General features: G+C 61.5%; 16 protein-coding genes. 12 read left to right on the top strand and 4 right to left on the bottom strand.

Annotated elements, in window-relative coordinates:
* The first annotated feature begins 2 nt into the window (after positions 1 to 2).
* Positions 3 to 1,502 (top strand): glycerol kinase GlpK, encoded by a 1,500-nt coding sequence (glpK, locus tag HDE75_RS13375; protein ID WP_183677204.1) that lies wholly within the window; start codon positions 3 to 5, stop codon positions 1,500 to 1,502.
* On the opposite strand, the gene HDE75_RS13370 is transcribed toward glpK, so the two are convergent.
* Together HDE75_RS13370 and HDE75_RS13365 are read right to left on the bottom strand one after the other, a co-directional pair.
* Positions 1,499 to 2,059 carry a YdcF family protein gene (locus tag HDE75_RS13370; RefSeq protein ID WP_260174029.1) on the bottom strand — a complete coding sequence of 187 codons (561 nt, stop codon included), beginning with the start codon at positions 2,057 to 2,059 and terminating at the stop codon, positions 1,499 to 1,501. The genes glpK and HDE75_RS13370 overlap by 4 nt on opposite strands.
* A gap of 29 nt (positions 2,060 to 2,088) precedes the next feature.
* The gene (locus HDE75_RS13365; RefSeq protein WP_183677205.1) at positions 2,089 to 2,718 is read right to left on the bottom strand and encodes a cysteine hydrolase family protein; all 630 of its coding nucleotides are present in this window, start codon (positions 2,716 to 2,718) and stop codon (positions 2,089 to 2,091) included.
* 127 nt (positions 2,719 to 2,845) lie between these two features.
* Here HDE75_RS13365 and HDE75_RS13360 point away from each other — a divergent pair, with 127 nt between their 5' ends.
* From HDE75_RS13360 to HDE75_RS13350, 3 genes are read left to right on the top strand one after another with little or no spacing between them, the layout of a single operon-like run.
* Positions 2,846 to 3,808: a GlxA family transcriptional regulator gene (locus tag HDE75_RS13360; RefSeq protein ID WP_409254917.1), complete on the top strand. Its 963-nt coding sequence runs from the start codon at positions 2,846 to 2,848 to the stop codon at positions 3,806 to 3,808.
* 27 nt (positions 3,809 to 3,835) lie between these two features.
* Positions 3,836 to 4,600: a helix-turn-helix domain-containing protein gene (locus HDE75_RS13355; protein WP_183677207.1), complete on the top strand. Its 765-nt coding sequence runs from the start codon at positions 3,836 to 3,838 to the stop codon at positions 4,598 to 4,600.
* Between the two features lie 60 nt (positions 4,601 to 4,660).
* Entirely contained in the window at positions 4,661 to 5,620 is a 960-nt protein-coding gene (locus tag HDE75_RS13350) for a DMT family transporter (RefSeq protein ID WP_183677208.1), read from the top strand.
* 29 nt (positions 5,621 to 5,649) lie between these two features.
* On the opposite strand, the gene HDE75_RS13345 is transcribed toward HDE75_RS13350, so the two are convergent.
* The gene (locus HDE75_RS13345) at positions 5,650 to 5,997 is read right to left on the bottom strand and encodes a hypothetical protein (RefSeq protein ID WP_183677209.1); all 348 of its coding nucleotides are present in this window, start codon (positions 5,995 to 5,997) and stop codon (positions 5,650 to 5,652) included.
* 148 nt (positions 5,998 to 6,145) lie between these two features.
* Positions 6,146 to 6,646, bottom strand: coding sequence for an Lrp/AsnC ligand binding domain-containing protein (locus HDE75_RS13340; RefSeq protein WP_183677210.1), 501 nt, complete (start codon positions 6,644 to 6,646; stop codon positions 6,146 to 6,148).
* A gap of 105 nt (positions 6,647 to 6,751) precedes the next feature.
* On the opposite strand from HDE75_RS13340, the gene HDE75_RS13335 reads away from it, so the two are divergent.
* The 8 genes from HDE75_RS13335 (at position 6,752) to HDE75_RS13300 (ending at position 15,215) form a co-directional block, all read left to right on the top strand.
* Complete coding sequence (locus tag HDE75_RS13335) at positions 6,752 to 8,041, top strand: D-amino acid dehydrogenase (protein WP_183677211.1); 1,290 nt, start codon at positions 6,752 to 6,754, stop codon at positions 8,039 to 8,041.
* Positions 8,042 to 8,048: 7 nt separating this feature from the next.
* A complete protein-coding gene (gene alr, locus HDE75_RS13330; protein ID WP_260174028.1) occupies positions 8,049 to 9,179 on the top strand; it encodes an alanine racemase in 1,131 nt (376 codons plus the stop codon).
* 87 nt (positions 9,180 to 9,266) lie between these two features.
* The gene (locus tag HDE75_RS13325; RefSeq protein WP_183677213.1) at positions 9,267 to 9,824 is read left to right on the top strand and encodes an NADPH-dependent FMN reductase; all 558 of its coding nucleotides are present in this window, start codon (positions 9,267 to 9,269) and stop codon (positions 9,822 to 9,824) included.
* Positions 9,825 to 9,979: 155 nt separating this feature from the next.
* Positions 9,980 to 11,578 (top strand): sensor domain-containing diguanylate cyclase, encoded by a 1,599-nt coding sequence (locus HDE75_RS13320; RefSeq protein WP_183677214.1) that lies wholly within the window; start codon positions 9,980 to 9,982, stop codon positions 11,576 to 11,578.
* A gap of 67 nt (positions 11,579 to 11,645) precedes the next feature.
* Entirely contained in the window at positions 11,646 to 12,017 is a 372-nt protein-coding gene (locus tag HDE75_RS13315) for a hypothetical protein (protein WP_183677215.1), read from the top strand.
* 99 nt (positions 12,018 to 12,116) lie between these two features.
* Positions 12,117 to 12,476 (top strand): hypothetical protein, encoded by a 360-nt coding sequence (locus HDE75_RS13310; RefSeq protein ID WP_183677216.1) that lies wholly within the window; start codon positions 12,117 to 12,119, stop codon positions 12,474 to 12,476.
* A 1-nt stretch (position 12,477) separates the two neighbouring features.
* Entirely contained in the window at positions 12,478 to 13,824 is a 1,347-nt protein-coding gene (locus tag HDE75_RS13305) for a TolC family protein (protein WP_183677217.1), read from the top strand.
* A 2-nt stretch (positions 13,825 to 13,826) separates the two neighbouring features.
* A complete protein-coding gene (locus HDE75_RS13300) occupies positions 13,827 to 15,215 on the top strand; it encodes a multicopper oxidase family protein (RefSeq protein ID WP_183677218.1) in 1,389 nt (462 codons plus the stop codon).
* The last annotated feature ends 110 nt before the right edge of the window (positions 15,216 to 15,325 follow it).

The raw sequence follows: 15,325 nt of genomic DNA, 5'->3' as shown, positions 1-15,325 counted from the left end.
CCATGACTCAATACATACTTGCCCTGGACCAGGGCACCACCAGTTCGCGCGCCATCCTGTTCGACCATGCTGGCCGTCCCCACGCCAGCGCGCAGCAGGAATTTCGCCAACTATTCCCTCAGCCGGGCTGGGTGGAGCACGATGCCAATGAAATCTGGGCCTCGCAACTGGCGGTGCTGCAGCAGGTGATGCGCGACAGCGGTCTGGCGGCCGGCGACATCGCCGCCATCGGCGTGACCAACCAGCGCGAAACCACCGTGCTGTGGGACCGGGCCACCGGCGAGCCGATCGCCAACGCGATCGTCTGGCAAGACCGGCGCAATGCGGCGTTCTGCGAGCAACTGGCCGAGCAGGGCAAGGCGCAATGGATACAGCAAAAGACGGGTCTGGTATTGGACGCCTATTTTTCCGCCACCAAGCTGAAATGGCTGCTCGATAACGTGCCAGGCGCGCGCGCGCGTGCCGAACGCGGTGAACTGGCTTTCGGCACCATCGATACCTGGCTGATCTACAAGCTGAGTGGTGCACACATCACGGACACCAGCAATGCTTCGCGCACCATGCTGTTCAATATCCACACCCGGCAATGGGATACGGACTTGCTGGCGCTGCTCGACATTCCCGCCTCGCTGCTGCCCGCTATCGTGCCGTCGAGTGGTCTGGCCGCGCACACGCATGCGGCGCTCTTCGGTGTGCCCGTGCCGATTGCCGGCATCGCCGGTGACCAGCAGGCGGCCACCTTTGGCCAGGCTTGCTTGCAGCCAGGCATGGCGAAAAACACCTATGGCACGGGCTGTTTCATGCTGATGAACGTGGGCAAGCAGCCGCTGCCATCGAAAAACCGGCTGCTGACGACGGTGGGCTGGAGCCTGGGCGCAGCGCGGAATAGCACCGACTATCTGCTGGAAGGCAGCGCCTTTATCGCCGGTGCGGCCGTGCAATGGATGCGCGACGGTCTGGGCATCATCCGCGACTCGTCCGAAGTGGAAGCGCTGGCCACCAGCGTGCCCGATTCCGGCGGCCTGGTGTTCGTGCCCGCGTTTGCCGGCCTGGGCGCGCCATACTGGGATCCGTATGCGCGCGGTACCCTGATCGGCATCACGCGCGGCACGGGCAAGGCGCATATCGCGCGCGCCGCGCTGGAGGGCGTGGCGTATCAAAACGTGGACGTGCTGTCGGCCATGCAGGATGACGCCGGCATTGCGCTGAGCGAATTGCGCGTCGATGGCGGCGCAGCGCGCAACGACATGCTGATGCAATTCCAGGCCGACATCTTAAATGTGCCCGTGGTGCGCCCCGTGGTGACGGAAACGACGGCGCTGGGCGCCGCCTACCTGGCCGGCCTGGCCGTGGGTTTCTGGCAGTCCGAGCAAGAAATCGCCGCCCAATGGCAGGTGGCGAGGTGCTTTGAGCCAGCCATGGGCGCCGATGAACGCTTGGCGCGGCTGCATAAGTGGCAGCGCGCCGTCGATCGCTCGCGCGACTGGAGCGCCGGGAGTTAAGGCCTCGCGTAATACACGGCGTAACCCACCGTTTCACGCGGTATCGAGTACAGGTCGCGCAGTTCGAAGTAGGGCGCATGCACATTGCCGCTGACGGCGATGCCGGCGCGCTCCAGCGCTAGCCGGAAGCGCGGCACATGGAAATACTGGGTCGCCACCATGGCCGTTTTCAAGCCATGCTCGCGCAAATAGGCGGCCGCGTTGCGGGCGGTGGCTTCCGTGGTCCAGCCCTGGTTATCCTCGATGATGGCGCTATCCGGCACACCCTGCTTGCGCAGGTAGTTGGCCATGGAAGCGGCCTCATCAAAACCTTCCTTGCCCGTACCGCCGCTGACAAACAGGCGCGGCGAACGCTGTGCCCTGAACTGCTTCAAGGCAACGTCTAGCCGCGCCTGCAGGCGGGGGCTGGGTGTGCCATCCGGTGCGATGGTGTTGCCGGGTACGACGATCATGTCGGCTTGCGCCACCTGATCGTGCAAACCCGTGGCAATCAGGGCGCCGGTGGCCAGCAGAAAAGTGCCGGCAGCGGCCAAGGCCAGCAGTGTGAGTTTGTGCATCTTTTATCGGGAAACAGGGAATTGCAACATCATACCTGTGCTTTTCGGGCACGCTGGTTCGACAGGTAAATATTGTCCCTTTCCAAAGGCTTGCCTTGCTGCACGGCCGCAATCCACTCTTGTGTGCTGATCACGGGGGCGAAATTGGAATGGAACACCGTGCTGAAGACGCGGTGGATTTCCTCGGCGCTGGCCTGGCCCGCTGCATTGGCGTAGGGCAGCGAGCCGCTTGCATCGCCGAGCGTTTCCACTTGCAAGCCGTTTTGGGCGGCGTGGAAAATAGCCGTTGCGTTGCAGTTGTGCGTCATGTAGCCGACGATGGCCAGCGTATCGATGGCGTGCCGGGCCAGCCACGCGGCCAGGTCGGTGCCTACAAAAGAGTTGCTCATGCTCTTGTTGATGCGGTGGTCCGCGGCGAAGCTGGCGACGGCCGGGTGCAATTGCCAGTTGTCGCTGCCCTTGGCAAACACGGGCGAGTTTTCTGGCGCGTCGTGCTGGACCACGATCACAGGTATGCCGGCGGCGCGGGCGGCATCCATCGCCTTGGTGATATTCGGCAATGATATATCCACCGACGGAAATGCGATCGGCAGATTGCCCGTAAAGTATTCATTTTGCACATCGATGACGAGCAGGGCGCGGCGTGGAGCTGGGGACATGGAGTTCTCCTTGAAAAGTCCGGTTTAAAAGTTGATACCTACATTGTGAGACGGTGCGCTGTAGCCGGCGAGTGGCCTGAAGGCCATTATGAGATAGAATCGGGCCATGCTGAATATAAACATTCCCCTGACCGTGGCCGTGATCGCCTTTGATGGCATGACGCCGTTTCACCTGTCCGTGCCTTGCCTGGTGTTTGGCCGCCTGATGAACGAGCCTGGCCTGCCCCAGTTCCACGTGCGCGTCTGCGCCGCCGATCCTGTGCCCCTCTCCACGGCAGCCGGCTTTGCCATTACGCCCGAGTTCGGGCTCGATGGCCTGGACGGCGCCGATATCGTCATCATGCCGGCCTGGCATGACGACGGCCGCGATGCATCAGGGCCTTTGCTCGACGCCTTGCGCAATGCCAAGGTGCGCGGCGCCCGTATGGTGGGCCTGTGCCTGGGCGCGTTTCCGCTGGCGCAGGCCGGATTGCTGGATGGCAAGAGCGCCGCCACGCACTGGAGCATGGCGGACGTGCTGTCGGCCCGTTATCCCAAAGTCAAAGTCGACCGCGAAGTGCTGTATGTCGACGATGGCGGCGTGCTGACCTCGGCCGGCGTGGCGGCGGGCCTCGATTGCTGTTTGTTTCTGCTGCGCCAGCTGGCCGGCGCCGAGGTGGCCAACCGGGTGGCGCGGCGCTTGCTGGTGGCGCCCCATCGCCAGGGCGGGCAGGCGCAATTCATCGAGCGGCCGCTGCCCGTGTCCGGCAGTGACGGCCGCTTTGCCGACGTGCTGGCCTGCGTGACGGCCAACCTGGGCATGGACCACAACATCGATGCGCTGGCCGAGCGGGCCGCCATGAGCCGGCGTAACTTCACCCGGCATTTCCGCCAGGCCACGGGGACCTCCTTCAAGCAATGGCTGCTGAACCAGCGCCTGGCCCATGCACAAGGCATGCTGGAGAAAAGCGAAGCTTCGATCGATGTCGTGGCGCAAGAAGCCGGCTTCGGCACGGCATTGTCGCTGCGCCAGCATTTCCGGGCCAGCCTGCAGACATCGCCGTCGGCTTACCGCAAGCTGTTCCGGCAACAGGCTGAACTGCTAAAATAAACCCTTCCCGGACCACACGGCCATGCCATGTCCAGCCCCTCAAACACCCTCATCGACCTCAGCCTGCGCAGTTATGCGGAGCTGCGTGCGCCGAACCGGCACGATTATGTGCAGCTGGTATTGCCCATGCATGGGCAGTTGCTGCTGGAAATAGAGGGCAGGACAGGGCGGGTCGATACGCAGCAGGGCGTGGTGATCGCTTCCGGCGCCTGGCATGCGCAGCATAGCCAGGTGGCCAATAGTTCCATCATCGTCGACGTGGCGGAAGCGAGCGTGACTTCTGGCAACTGGCAGCGGCTGCTGGATAAACCGTATATGTCGCTCGGCCAGGGGGCGCGAAAACTGATTGAATACATGGGGCTGATGGCGCAGCAGCAGATGCTGACGCCAGCCCTGGCCCGGGGCTGGACACCGTTGCTGCTCGATACGCTGGTGCTCGATGTACCGCAGCCCATGTCGCGCCTGAGTGCGCTGCTGGTGCGCGTGCAAAGCGATCCGGGCCAGCCGTGGTCGACGGACACCATGGCCCGTTGCGCCTGTTTGAGCGTGAGCCGTTTGCACGCCTTGTTCCGTTCGGAATTACAGACTACCCCCCATGCCTGGCTGTTGCAGCAGCGCCTCAGCCGTGCTTGCGAGCTATTGGCGTCCAGCAAGACCACGATTGCGCAGATTGCACTGGCAGCCGGTTTTTCCGACCAGAGTGCATTGACGCGCGCCATGCGCGACAGCATTGATGTGACGCCTTCCGCGTATCGGCGGCAACGTCGCGAGAGCAGGTCAAAAGTGCAGTAGAGCGCGTCAATAATTAGCGGTTCACTGCCGCCACACTGTCTTCTTTTCAGGAGATTGTGTATGGAAGTGAACAAGACCCGTTCTGGGATGGCCGCCGGCATAGCCGCAGGGGCGCTGTGGGGGCTGGTATTCCTGGCCCCGGCCTTGATCCCCGCGTTTCACCCTCTGGAACTGGCGGCTGGGCGCTACCTGGCGTATGGCTTGATTGCCGCCATGCTGATCGCACCCGCATGGAAGCGTTTGCTGCGCACCCTGACGTGGCAAGATTGGCGCGCGCTGGTCTGGCTCAGCCTGACGGGTAATATCGTGTATTACATCTTGCTGGCCAGCGCCGTGCAAACGGGCGGCGTGGCGCTAACCTCGATGGTGATCGGTTTGCTGCCAGTGGTGGTCACGCTGGTTGGCAGCCGCGACCAGCACGCCGTGCCGCTGCGGCGCCTGATTCCTTCGCTGCTCTTGAGCGCGGGCGGCTTGCTGTGCATCAGCTGGCAGTCGCTCTCGCATCCGGGTCACGCCTCGCTGACCGGCTTGCTGTGTGCGATCGCGGCGCTGCTGTCTTGGACGATATATGCCGTCAGCAATAGCCGATGGCTGGGCCGGCTGCGCGGCGTGTCGGCGCAGGAGTGGAATTTGCTGACGGGACTGGTCACGGGCGCTGGTGCGCTATTGCTGGTGATGCCGGCGCTGGGCGTGGCGACTTCCGGGCGCAGTAGTTCGCAGTGGCTGGTGTTTGTCGGCGTGGTCAGCGGCGTGGCCATCTTGTGCTCGGTGGTGGGCAATGGCTTGTGGAATTACGCCAGCCGCGTCTTGCCGCTGGCGATGATGGGGCAAATGATTGTATTTGAATTCCTGTTTGCCCTGTTATATGGCTATATTTGGGAGCAGCGCTGGCCGACGGCTGCCGAGTGCGCTGCGATGAGCTTGCTGGTGGCGGGCGTGGTGTCTTGCGCCATGGTGCACCGGCCTGTGAAAAAGGCGGCGCTGAAAAGGACTCAGCCCGATGGCATGCCATCAGGCTGAGCGGGGTGACTGGTGATCTTGATGTGTCGTTATTGCCGTGGCTCGTGTATCCGGTATTTTTTCACGACCCCGGCCTGGTCGAACATGACGGCCACTTCGCGCGTGCCTTTCGGTTCCAGCAAGGGAATGAAACGGCTGACGGCCGGCGCTTGCAACTGATTCTTGTAGACCCAGACTTCATAGCCGGGATCGAAGCTGACGACGGTGGCGTTGCCCAGGGCGGCGTCGAGGTCGACGCGGGTGGTCTTGCCGACGGTAATGTTCTGGTAGATGGCGCCATTGGCCGGGGCGCGGTTGACTTTGTATTCGCTGGCGGTACACATGGCAACGGCCAGGCCCGCGAGGCAGCAAAACGCCAGTTTCATGATTGTATTCATTGCATGCTCCCAATGTGCATCACGGCTTCCAATCTGGGGGGGAGGTGCGTGATGTCAGGACTGCAGTGTGCTGGTGTTTTCTTGAACAGGCTACATGATTATACAAAGGTGCAAATAATGATGCCGCTGGTACTGGATACCAGTACTTTTAGCGGTTTTGCAGTACCTCGGTGGAGAGCGCCAGGGTTTCCTTGATCTCTTCCATCACCACATAGCTTTTCGATTGCGCGGCGCCGGGCAGCTGCAGCAGCATGTCGCCCAGCAATTTGCGGTACTCGGCCATTTCGTGGATGCGCGCCTTGATCAGGTAATCGAAGTCGCCCGACACCAGATGGCATTCCTGCACTTCGGGTATCTGCAGCACTTCGCGGCGGAATTGTTCGAAGGCTGACGCCGATTTTTGATTGAGGGTAATCTCGACAAACACCAGCAGTTTGGCGCCCAGCGCAGCGGGATTGACCTTGGCGTGATAGCCGGTAATGACGCCGTCGCGCTCCATGCGCTTGACTCGTTCGATGCAGGGCGTGATCGACAATCCCACCTGTTCACCGAGTTCTTTCATCGACACACGGCCATCCTGTTGCAGGATGCGCAGGATGTGACGGTCCAGCTTATCGAGTCCCCGCGCCGATTCTTTAAGAATTCTCATGATTTATTGCTGAATTTCTCGATTTATACGTGAACAAATGCTGGGTCATTCCCAATATGATAGCGGTAAATCTGGCAATGTGCCCTAAATTTAATTGAGGAAATTATGCGTATCGTGATTCTGGGTAGCGGCGTCATCGGCGTCACCAGTGCCTACTATCTGGCCAAGGCGGGACATGAAGTGACCGTGATCGACCGCCAGCCCGGTCCGGCACTGGAAACCAGCTTCGCCAATGCGGGTCAGATTTCCCCCGGCTACGCCTCGCCATGGGCCGCGCCCGGCATTCCCCTGAAGGCCGTGAAGTGGATGATGCAGCGCCACGCGCCGCTGTCGATCTCGCTCGACGGCAGCATGTCGCAGCTGAAATGGATGTGGCAAATGCTGCGCAACTGCACGCCGGAAGCGTATGCCGTCAACAAGGAACGCATGGTGCGCCTGGCCGAGTACAGCCGCGACTGCTTTAAAGTCTTGCGCGCCGAAGCGGGCATCACCTATGAAGGCCGCCAGCAAGGCACGATGCAATTGTTCCGCACTGAAAAACAATACAACGATGCCGCCAAGGATATCGAAGTGCTGAAAGACGCGGGCGTACCGTTCGAAGTCTTGCAGCGCGATCAATTGTCGCGCGCCGAACCTGCGCTGGAAGCGGTCAAGGATAAATTGTTTGGCGGCTTGCGTTTGCCCAACGATGAAACCGGCGACTGCCAGTTGTTTACCACCCGTCTGGCTGAAATGGCCGTGGCCTTGGGCGTGACATTCCGTTACGGCGTGGCGATCGACGCCTTGCTGACGGAAGGCGATACCATCGCTGGCGTGCAGTGCGGTGCGGAAGTGGTCAAGGCCGATTCCTACGTGGTGGCGCTGGGTTCGTATTCGACCGGCTTCATGCAGCCGCTGCTCGACATTCCCGTGTATCCGCTGAAAGGTTATTCGATCACGGTGCCTATCGTCGATGGCAGCAAGGCGCCCACCTCGACCATCCTCGATGAAACCTACAAGATCGCCGTTACCCGTTTTGACGACCGCATCCGCGCGGGTGGCATGGCCGAGATCGCCGGCTACAACCTGCGGCTGAACCCGCGCCGCCGCGAAACCCTGGAAATGGTCGTCAATGACCTGTTCCCCGGTGGCGGCAATACGGCTGAAGCCACGTTCTGGACGGGCCTGCGTCCGATGACGCCGGACGGCACGCCGATTGTCGGCCGCACGCCGCTGCGCAACCTGTTCCTGAACACGGGCCATGGCACCCTGGGCTGGACCATGTCTTGCGGTTCGGCGCAATTGCTGTCGGACTTGATGTCGTCGAAAAAGCCGGCCATCCTGGCCGACGATTTGTCCGTCAGCCGCTATGCTGGCCTGCAGCGCGCTGGCAAGCTGCAATACGCAGGTGCGTGAGATGGTCATGCCTCCGAAAGAACGTAGCGGCGCCATCCTGACGGTCGACCTGGGCGCCGTGCGCGCCAACTACCGTTTATTGCGTGAAACTGCCCGCCCGGCCGTCTGCTCGGCCGTGGTGAAGTCCGACGCGTATGGCCTGGGCGCCGCGCAAGTGGGCGCGGCCCTGTATGAAGAGGGATGCCGCCACTTTTTCGTGGCCCACCTGGAAGAGGGCATCAGCCTGCGCCCGCATGTGGCGATCGATGCCGACATTTTCGTGCTGCACGGCCCACCGGTCGGCACGGAAGGCGAGTTTACGGCCCATGGCTTGATCCCGGTGCTCAACAGCACGCAGCAGGTGGCTGGCTGGCGCGCCCACGCCAGGCTGCTCGGCAAGCCGCTGGACGCCATCGTGCAAGTCGATAGCGGCATGTCGCGCATGGGCTTGTCGCCGCAGGAAGTCGATGGCTGGCTGGCCGACGCGCATTTTCTCGACGGTATCAATGTGCGCTACATCATGAGCCATCTGGCGTGTGCCGATGAGCGCGACCACCCCATGAATGCCGAGCAGCTGGCCCGCTTCACGGCCATCCGCACGCGCCTGCCGCAATACCGCGCCAGCCTGGCCAATTCCTCGGGCGTATTCTTGTCTCCTGAATATCACTTCGACCTGGTGCGTCCCGGCGCGGCCCTGTACGGCATTGCGCCGCACGCCGATGCACCTAACCCGCTGCGTCCGGTAGTGCGCTTGCAAGGCAAGGTATTGCAGACGCGCACGATTGCCGCCGGCGACCATGTAGGTTACAGCCGCCGCTACACGGCCAGTGAACCGCGCCAGGTGGCGACGGTGTCCGTCGGTTATGCCGATGGCTGGCTGCGCAGCATGAGCAACCAGGGCCTGGCCATCGTCGATGGCGTCAAGGTGCCGCAAATCGGCAATATCTCGATGGATTCGATCACGCTCGACGTCAGCGCAATTGCGCCGGAACGGCTGGCGCCCGGCAGCCTGGTGGACCTGATTTGCGCCGAACATACGGTCGATGCCGTGGCGGCCAGGGCCAACACCATCGGTTATGAAGTGCTGACCAACCTGGGTGGGCGCTATTACCGCGAATATCAAGGCTTGGCGCAAGGCCTGGCAGGGGCGGCGCACTAGCGTGAGAAATTCCTGAATTTTGTGGCAAGATGGCCCTGGCGTGATGTTCTGCTCCAGGGCTTTTTTTCAACCATATCAGGAGTTCCCATGAGTCAATACCAAGTGGCAATCATTGTTGGCAGCCTGCGCAAGGATTCCTTCAACCGCAAACTGGCCGAGGCCATCATCAAGCTGGCGCCGCCTGAATTCTCGTTCAAGCACATCGAAATCGGCGACTTACCTCTGTACAACCAGGATGATGACGGCGCCCAGGCCGAGCAGGTGCGGCGTTTGAAGACCGATATCGCCGATTCGCAAGCCGTACTTTTCATTACCCCCGAATACAACCGCTCGATTCCTGGCGTGCTGAAAAACGCCATCGACCACGCCTCGCGCCCGTATGGCCAGAGCGTATGGGCGGGCAAGCCGGGCGCCGTGCTGGGCGTGTCCGTGGGCGCCATCGGCACGGCCCTTGCGCAGCAGCATTTGCGCAACGTGCTCGCTTACCTGGACTTGCCGTTGCTTGCCCAGCCGGAAATGTTTATCCAGGCTAAAGAGGGCTTGTTCGACGAGCACGGCGCCATCGGTGCGGCCAGCCTGGGCTTTTTCCAGGGCTGGATGCAGCACTATGTGGACTGGGTGAAAAAGCACGCGATCCACGCCTGATCTGAGTAGGGGGTGCCTGGGTAGCAACGCTATCGTTGCTACCTGAAAATAGTCCTATATGGCGTGTATTTGTTTTTTTACAGCTTCTGTCCACTGAGCTACTCGTATAATGTGCACTTTTGCTACGCGCAATTGTGCGCATTGTTGCCGACTCCATGTGGACTAAACCTGTTCTGCGCATGAACTTGCGCCGTTTGATCGTACTGGTCGCTTTTGCCAGCGCCTTGATTTCCCTGGTCAATACTTTCTATGCCAGCTACAAGGTGCAGCGCCAGCTGCTGATCAACACCACACTGGAATCCAACCACGCCTATGCGAGCAAGCTGGCCAGCACGGCCGAGGATTTCCTGCAGTCGGCCCGCCAGCAACTGGCCTACAGTGCCGACCGCTTGCCCGGGCATATGGCGGATGGCGATATGCTGGCCGATGAGGCGCAACGCTTGCGCCTGCAAACCAACAGTTTTAATTCCGTACTGATCGTCAATGCCCAGGGCAAGGTACTGGGCGTGTCGCCGGAAACCCTGGGCTTGAAAAACCGTCAGCTCGATTCGCCGGGTGCCAGACATGCGCTGCAAGAGCGCCGCCCTCTCATCAGCGAACCATATGTCTCCACGGCGGGCAATCTGGTGGTCTTTATCTCGCACCCCATCATCGACAAGGGCGGCCGTTATCTCGGTTATGTGGGCGGCAGTATTTATCTGAAGCAAAAGAGCATCCTGTTCAGCATGCTCGGCCATCACTATTACCGCGACGGCTCCTATTTATATGTGGTCGACCAGAGCCGGCGCCTGCTGTATCACCCGGACCCTGAACGGCTGGGCGACCAGGTCGGCGCCAATACCATGATAGACGCGATCATTGCGCGGGGCGAGGCGGGCAGTGCGCGCATGGTCAACAGTGTTGGTGTCGACATGCTGGCCGGCTACGCCGTGATGCCGTCGACGGGATGGGGCATCGTGGCCCAGCGGCCCACGGCGATGACCCTGGCGCCGCTGAACCAGTTGATGGTCGATACCGTGTGGCATTCTTTGCCGATCGCCTTGCTGAGCCTGCCATTCATCTGGTGGCTGGCCAGGCTGATTTCACGGCCTTTGGGGCAATTGGCGGAAAGCGCCAGCCGCATGGACCGGCATGGCACGGCCGAGCATATCGGCGCCATCCGCGCCTGGTATCTGGAAGCGTCGCAGATCAAGAAAGCCTTGCTGCTGGGCTTGTCGCTATTGCAGCGCAAGATAGGCAAGCTGAAGTTCGACGTGCAGACGGACCCGCTGACAGGCTTGTCCAACCGGCGCGGCATGGCGGCGGCGCTGGAAGCGTGGCAGGCGCAGGCGCGGCCATTCTCGGTGGTGGCTATCGATATCGACCATTTCAAGCAAGTCAACGACCAGCGCGGCCATGCCGTTGGCGATGAAGTCATCTTGCGCCTGGCCCAGTTGATGCGGGCCTGTTCGCGCGATGCCGACGTGCTGTGCCGCAATGGCGGCGATGAATTCCTGATGCTGTTGCCCGACGCAAGCCTGGATGCTGCCGTGCGCGTGGCCGAGCGCCTGCGTGCGCGGGTGGCCGAAGCTGATATTCCGGGCGCCGGCGCCGTCACTGTATCACTCGGTGTAGTCGCCTCGGCGCAAGAGGCCGTGGACGCCGCCGCCATCCTGCACGCCGCCGATGAAGCGCTGTATGAAGCCAAGAAGAAGGGCCGCAACTGCGTGGGCGTGGCGAATGCACACGAACATTTGCTGATCGATAATGCTTGACCTTCCTTGCATGGGAAGGTTTATAGTGATGTCGTTGATGAAGTTTTTTTAGAGAACATCTGACCCCATGCACCGCGTTTTTTTCCGTTTCCTGCTCTGGCTGCTGATCGCCGCGCTACCCCTGCAAGGGTTTGCGTCGTCCATGCACGCCTGTTGCGTGGAGGACGCGGTGGTGGCCCCGGTCGCCACGGCGCAGGTTTCTCATTGCCACGATATGGCCGAACCGGCTGCTGCCAAAGCGGATATGGGCATGCACCACGGTCACGATTGCAGCAACCACGGCGCTTGCACGGCCGGCGCCACGGCGCCGCCCGCCATGCTGGCGCTGCAGCCCTTGAGCCTGTCCGGCGCCCCGGTACCGCTGGCAGGCAGCCTGCTGTTCAGCGGGCATATCCCTTCCGGACTGGAACGTCCCCCGAGACTGGTCCGCTCCGCCTGACCGCTCGTGAACCTGGCGGCGCTGCCTGGCTGCGCCTTCAGCTTTACTATCGCTCGCTATACCGCGCCCCGTGCGCGACCCTCTATCATCAGGAAATATATGAAGCAATTGATCTGCCTGGCGCTCGTCGCCTGGCCGCTGCTGGCTGCCGCATCGCCTAGTGCCTCTTCCAACACGCCCCAGCCGCAGGATGGACAAGCATCCGTTCCTGCCACCAAATTCCGTTCCGCTGTCGATGGCTACCTTGCCTTTGACGAATCCGACAAAACGCCCGATGCAGTGTGGGTGGCCGCAAACAAGACCGTCGGCGATGCCGGCGGTCATATGGGCCATATGGCTGGCATGGGCAAGATGGATCACATGAAAATGGACCATATGAAAATGGACAAGATGGCGCCCATGAAGATGGATGGCATGGCGCCAGCCAAGCCAGCTGAACACCAGCACGAGGGGCATTGACATGGCTTATCCAAAAATGAGCGCCCTGGCACTGGCCTTGTTGTTGAGCGGGTGTGCCAGTTTCAGCCAGGATGGCGGCTTGCAGGATGTGTCGGCGCTGGCCTCGGCCCGCGTGGGCCAGCCGGCCACGCTAGCCAGGGAGGCTGACTATGCGCAATTGACGCAACTGTTGTCCCAGCCCCTGAGCGCTGACAGCGCCGTGCAGATTGCCTTGCTGAACAATCGCAGCTTGAAAATCGCCTTGGCCGAACTGGGCGCCTCCGAGGCCGACCTGGTGCAGGCGGGCCGCTTGCGCAATCCCGGCCTGTCGTTTGGCAGGGTGCATGGAGGTGACGGCAATGAAATCGACCGCAGCGTCAGTTTCGACCTGGCTGGTTTGCTGACCATGCCGATGCGCGTGAAGATAGAAAAAGGCCGCTTCGAGCAAGCCAAGCTGCAAGCGGCCAGCAGCGCCGTGCAACTGGCGGCCGAGACGCGCCGCGCTTACTTCACTGCCGTGGCGGCCGTGCAAACGGAAAAATTCATGCAGCAAGCGCGCGTGTCGGCCGAAGCGGGCGCCGAACTGGCGGGCCGCATGCAGCAGGTGGGCAACTGGAGCCGGCTCGACCAGGCGCGCCAGCAAGTGTTTTATGCAGACGCCGTCAGCGAACTGGCGCGCGCGCAGCATCAGGCGACCGTGGCGCGTGAGCGCCTGACGCGTTTGCTGGGGCTGTGGGGCACGCAGACGAGCTTCAGCCTGCCAGACCGCTTGCCGGACTTGCCGGCCAAGCTGCCCGAGGCGGGCAATATCGAGGCGCAGGCGATGGAACAGCGCCTGGACGTGCAGATGGGCAAGATAGACGTGCACGCCACGGCCGATGCGCTGGGCTTGTCGAAAGTGACCAGCCTGGTCAACGTGCTCGACGCCGGTTACACCAACAAGAGCGTCAATGGCGCGCCACGCGAAAACGGTTATGAAGTTGCGCTGGAACTACCCTTGTTCGACTGGGGCACGGCCCGCAATGCCAAGGCGCAAGCGCTGTATGAGCAGTCCTTGCACCGCACGGCCGACACCGCCATCCGCGCCCGCTCGGAAGTGCGCGAGGCGTATTCAGGCTACCGCACGGCTTACGACCTGGCGCGCCATTACCGCGATGAAGTCGTGCCTTTGCGCAAGACGATTTCGCATGAAGTGCTGCTGCGCTACAACGGTATGCTGGCCAGCGTATTCGAGCTGCTGGCCGATGCGCGCGAACAGGTGATGAGCGTCAACCGCGCCATCGAAGCCCAGCGCGACTTCTGGATCGCCCAAACCGAACTGCAGGCTGCCATCAATGGCGCAGGCAGCGGCTATGCCAACAAGGAATAATGATGATTACACGTAGAAATTTCTTCATGAATGCAGGCGCCGTCGCCCTCAGCGCTGCCGCCGTCAGCAGGGTGGGTGCCGCCTCCCTGCCGGAAGCTGTCAGCATGAGCACGGCCGATACCAAGACCCCGCCACCGCCGCCAAATGGCCGCCCGTTTAATCCCGTGGTCACCCTGAATGGCTGGTCCTTGCCCTGGCGCATGAATAACAACGTCAAGGAATTCCATCTGGTGGCCGAACCCGTCGTGCGCGAACTGGCGCCCGGCATGGTGGCCAATCTGTGGGGCTATAACGGCCAGTCGCCGGGGCCGACCATTGAAGTGGTGGAGGGCGACCGCGTGCGTATTTTCGTCACAAACAAATTGCCGGAACACACCAGCGTGCATTGGCATGGACAGCGCTTGCCCAATGGCATGGATGGCGTCACGGGCGTGACCCAGCCCGGCATCGCGCCCGGCAAGACTTTTGTATATGAATTCATCGCTAAACGCCCCGGCACCTTTATGTACCACCCGCATGCCGATGAAATGACGCAGATGGCGATGGGCATGATGGGTTTCTGGGTCACGCACCCGAAAGATCCGAACTTCATGAAGGTGGACCGCGATTTCGTCTTCCTGCTCAGCAACTACGATATTGATCCGGGCAGCTACACGCCCAAGATCATGACCATGACGGATTTCAATCTGTACACTTTCAATAGCCGCGTCTTCCCCGGCATTGACCCGATGGTAGTGCGCCAGGGCGACAAGGTACGCATCCGCGTGGGCAATCTGACCATGACGAATCACCCTATCCACATGCATGGCCATGAATTCGAGGTGACGGGCACGGATGGCGGCTGGACGCGGCCGGAATCGCGCTGGCCCGAGGTGACGGTGGATGTGGCGGTGGGGCAAATGCGCGCCATGGAATTTACGGCTACCGACCTGGGCGACTGGGCTTTCCATTGCCACAAGTCGCACCACACCATGAACGCCATGGGCCATGACGTGCCGACCATGATCGGCGTCGATCACAAGGGCATCGCCGCCAAGATCAACCAGCTGGTGCCCGGCTATATGGTGATGGGCGAGCGGGGCATGGCCGACATGGGCGAAATGCAAATGCCAGTGCCGGACAATACCTTGCCGATGATGGCGGGCGACGGTCCGTTTGGCGCCATCGGCATGGGTGGCATGTTTACCACGGTGAAGGTGCGCAAGGACCAGAAACCGGGCGACTACCGCGATCCGGGCTGGTATAAGCACCCAGCCGGCACCCTGGCCTATGAATGGACGGGCGCCTTGCCTGAACCGGTACGGGGCCAGGGCGTGGGTAAACACCTCGCACCTGGTCAACATGGCGTCGAGATGACGGTGCGCAAACCCGCTGGGCCGATGGACCATTAAGATAGCGGATCATGCCGCAGTGCAACAAACGGCTTGCCTAACATGGCAAGCCGTTTTGCATGTTGCTTTAAATCAAGGAATTATTGCTTAGTGACAATCCGAGCATTTGT

The sequence above is a fragment of the Janthinobacterium silvisoli genome (genome assembly GCF_014200725.1).
GTDB lineage: Bacteria > Pseudomonadota > Gammaproteobacteria > Burkholderiales > Burkholderiaceae_D > Janthinobacterium.
The sequence above is the reverse complement of the archived record's forward strand: the minus strand, read 5'-3'. Positions and strand labels throughout refer to the sequence as shown.

Coding starts and splice junctions, on each gene's coding strand:
- glpK (WP_183677204.1), top strand. CDS start 3: ATGACTCAATACATACTTGCCCTGGACCAGGGCACCACCAGTTCGCGC.
- HDE75_RS13370 (WP_260174029.1), bottom strand. CDS start 2,059: ATGCACAAACTCACACTGCTGGCCTTGGCCGCTGCCGGCACTTTTCTG.
- HDE75_RS13365 (WP_183677205.1), bottom strand. CDS start 2,718: ATGTCCCCAGCTCCACGCCGCGCCCTGCTCGTCATCGATGTGCAAAAT.
- HDE75_RS13355 (WP_183677207.1), top strand. CDS start 3,836: ATGTCCAGCCCCTCAAACACCCTCATCGACCTCAGCCTGCGCAGTTAT.
- HDE75_RS13350 (WP_183677208.1), top strand. CDS start 4,661: ATGGAAGTGAACAAGACCCGTTCTGGGATGGCCGCCGGCATAGCCGCA.
- HDE75_RS13345 (WP_183677209.1), bottom strand. CDS start 5,997: ATGAATACAATCATGAAACTGGCGTTTTGCTGCCTCGCGGGCCTGGCC.
- HDE75_RS13340 (WP_183677210.1), bottom strand. CDS start 6,646: ATGAGAATTCTTAAAGAATCGGCGCGGGGACTCGATAAGCTGGACCGT.
- HDE75_RS13335 (WP_183677211.1), top strand. CDS start 6,752: ATGCGTATCGTGATTCTGGGTAGCGGCGTCATCGGCGTCACCAGTGCC.
- alr (WP_260174028.1), top strand. CDS start 8,049: ATGCCTCCGAAAGAACGTAGCGGCGCCATCCTGACGGTCGACCTGGGC.
- HDE75_RS13325 (WP_183677213.1), top strand. CDS start 9,267: ATGAGTCAATACCAAGTGGCAATCATTGTTGGCAGCCTGCGCAAGGAT.
- HDE75_RS13320 (WP_183677214.1), top strand. CDS start 9,980: ATGTGGACTAAACCTGTTCTGCGCATGAACTTGCGCCGTTTGATCGTA.
- HDE75_RS13315 (WP_183677215.1), top strand. CDS start 11,646: ATGCACCGCGTTTTTTTCCGTTTCCTGCTCTGGCTGCTGATCGCCGCG.
- HDE75_RS13310 (WP_183677216.1), top strand. CDS start 12,117: ATGAAGCAATTGATCTGCCTGGCGCTCGTCGCCTGGCCGCTGCTGGCT.
- HDE75_RS13305 (WP_183677217.1), top strand. CDS start 12,478: ATGGCTTATCCAAAAATGAGCGCCCTGGCACTGGCCTTGTTGTTGAGC.
- HDE75_RS13300 (WP_183677218.1), top strand. CDS start 13,827: ATGATTACACGTAGAAATTTCTTCATGAATGCAGGCGCCGTCGCCCTC.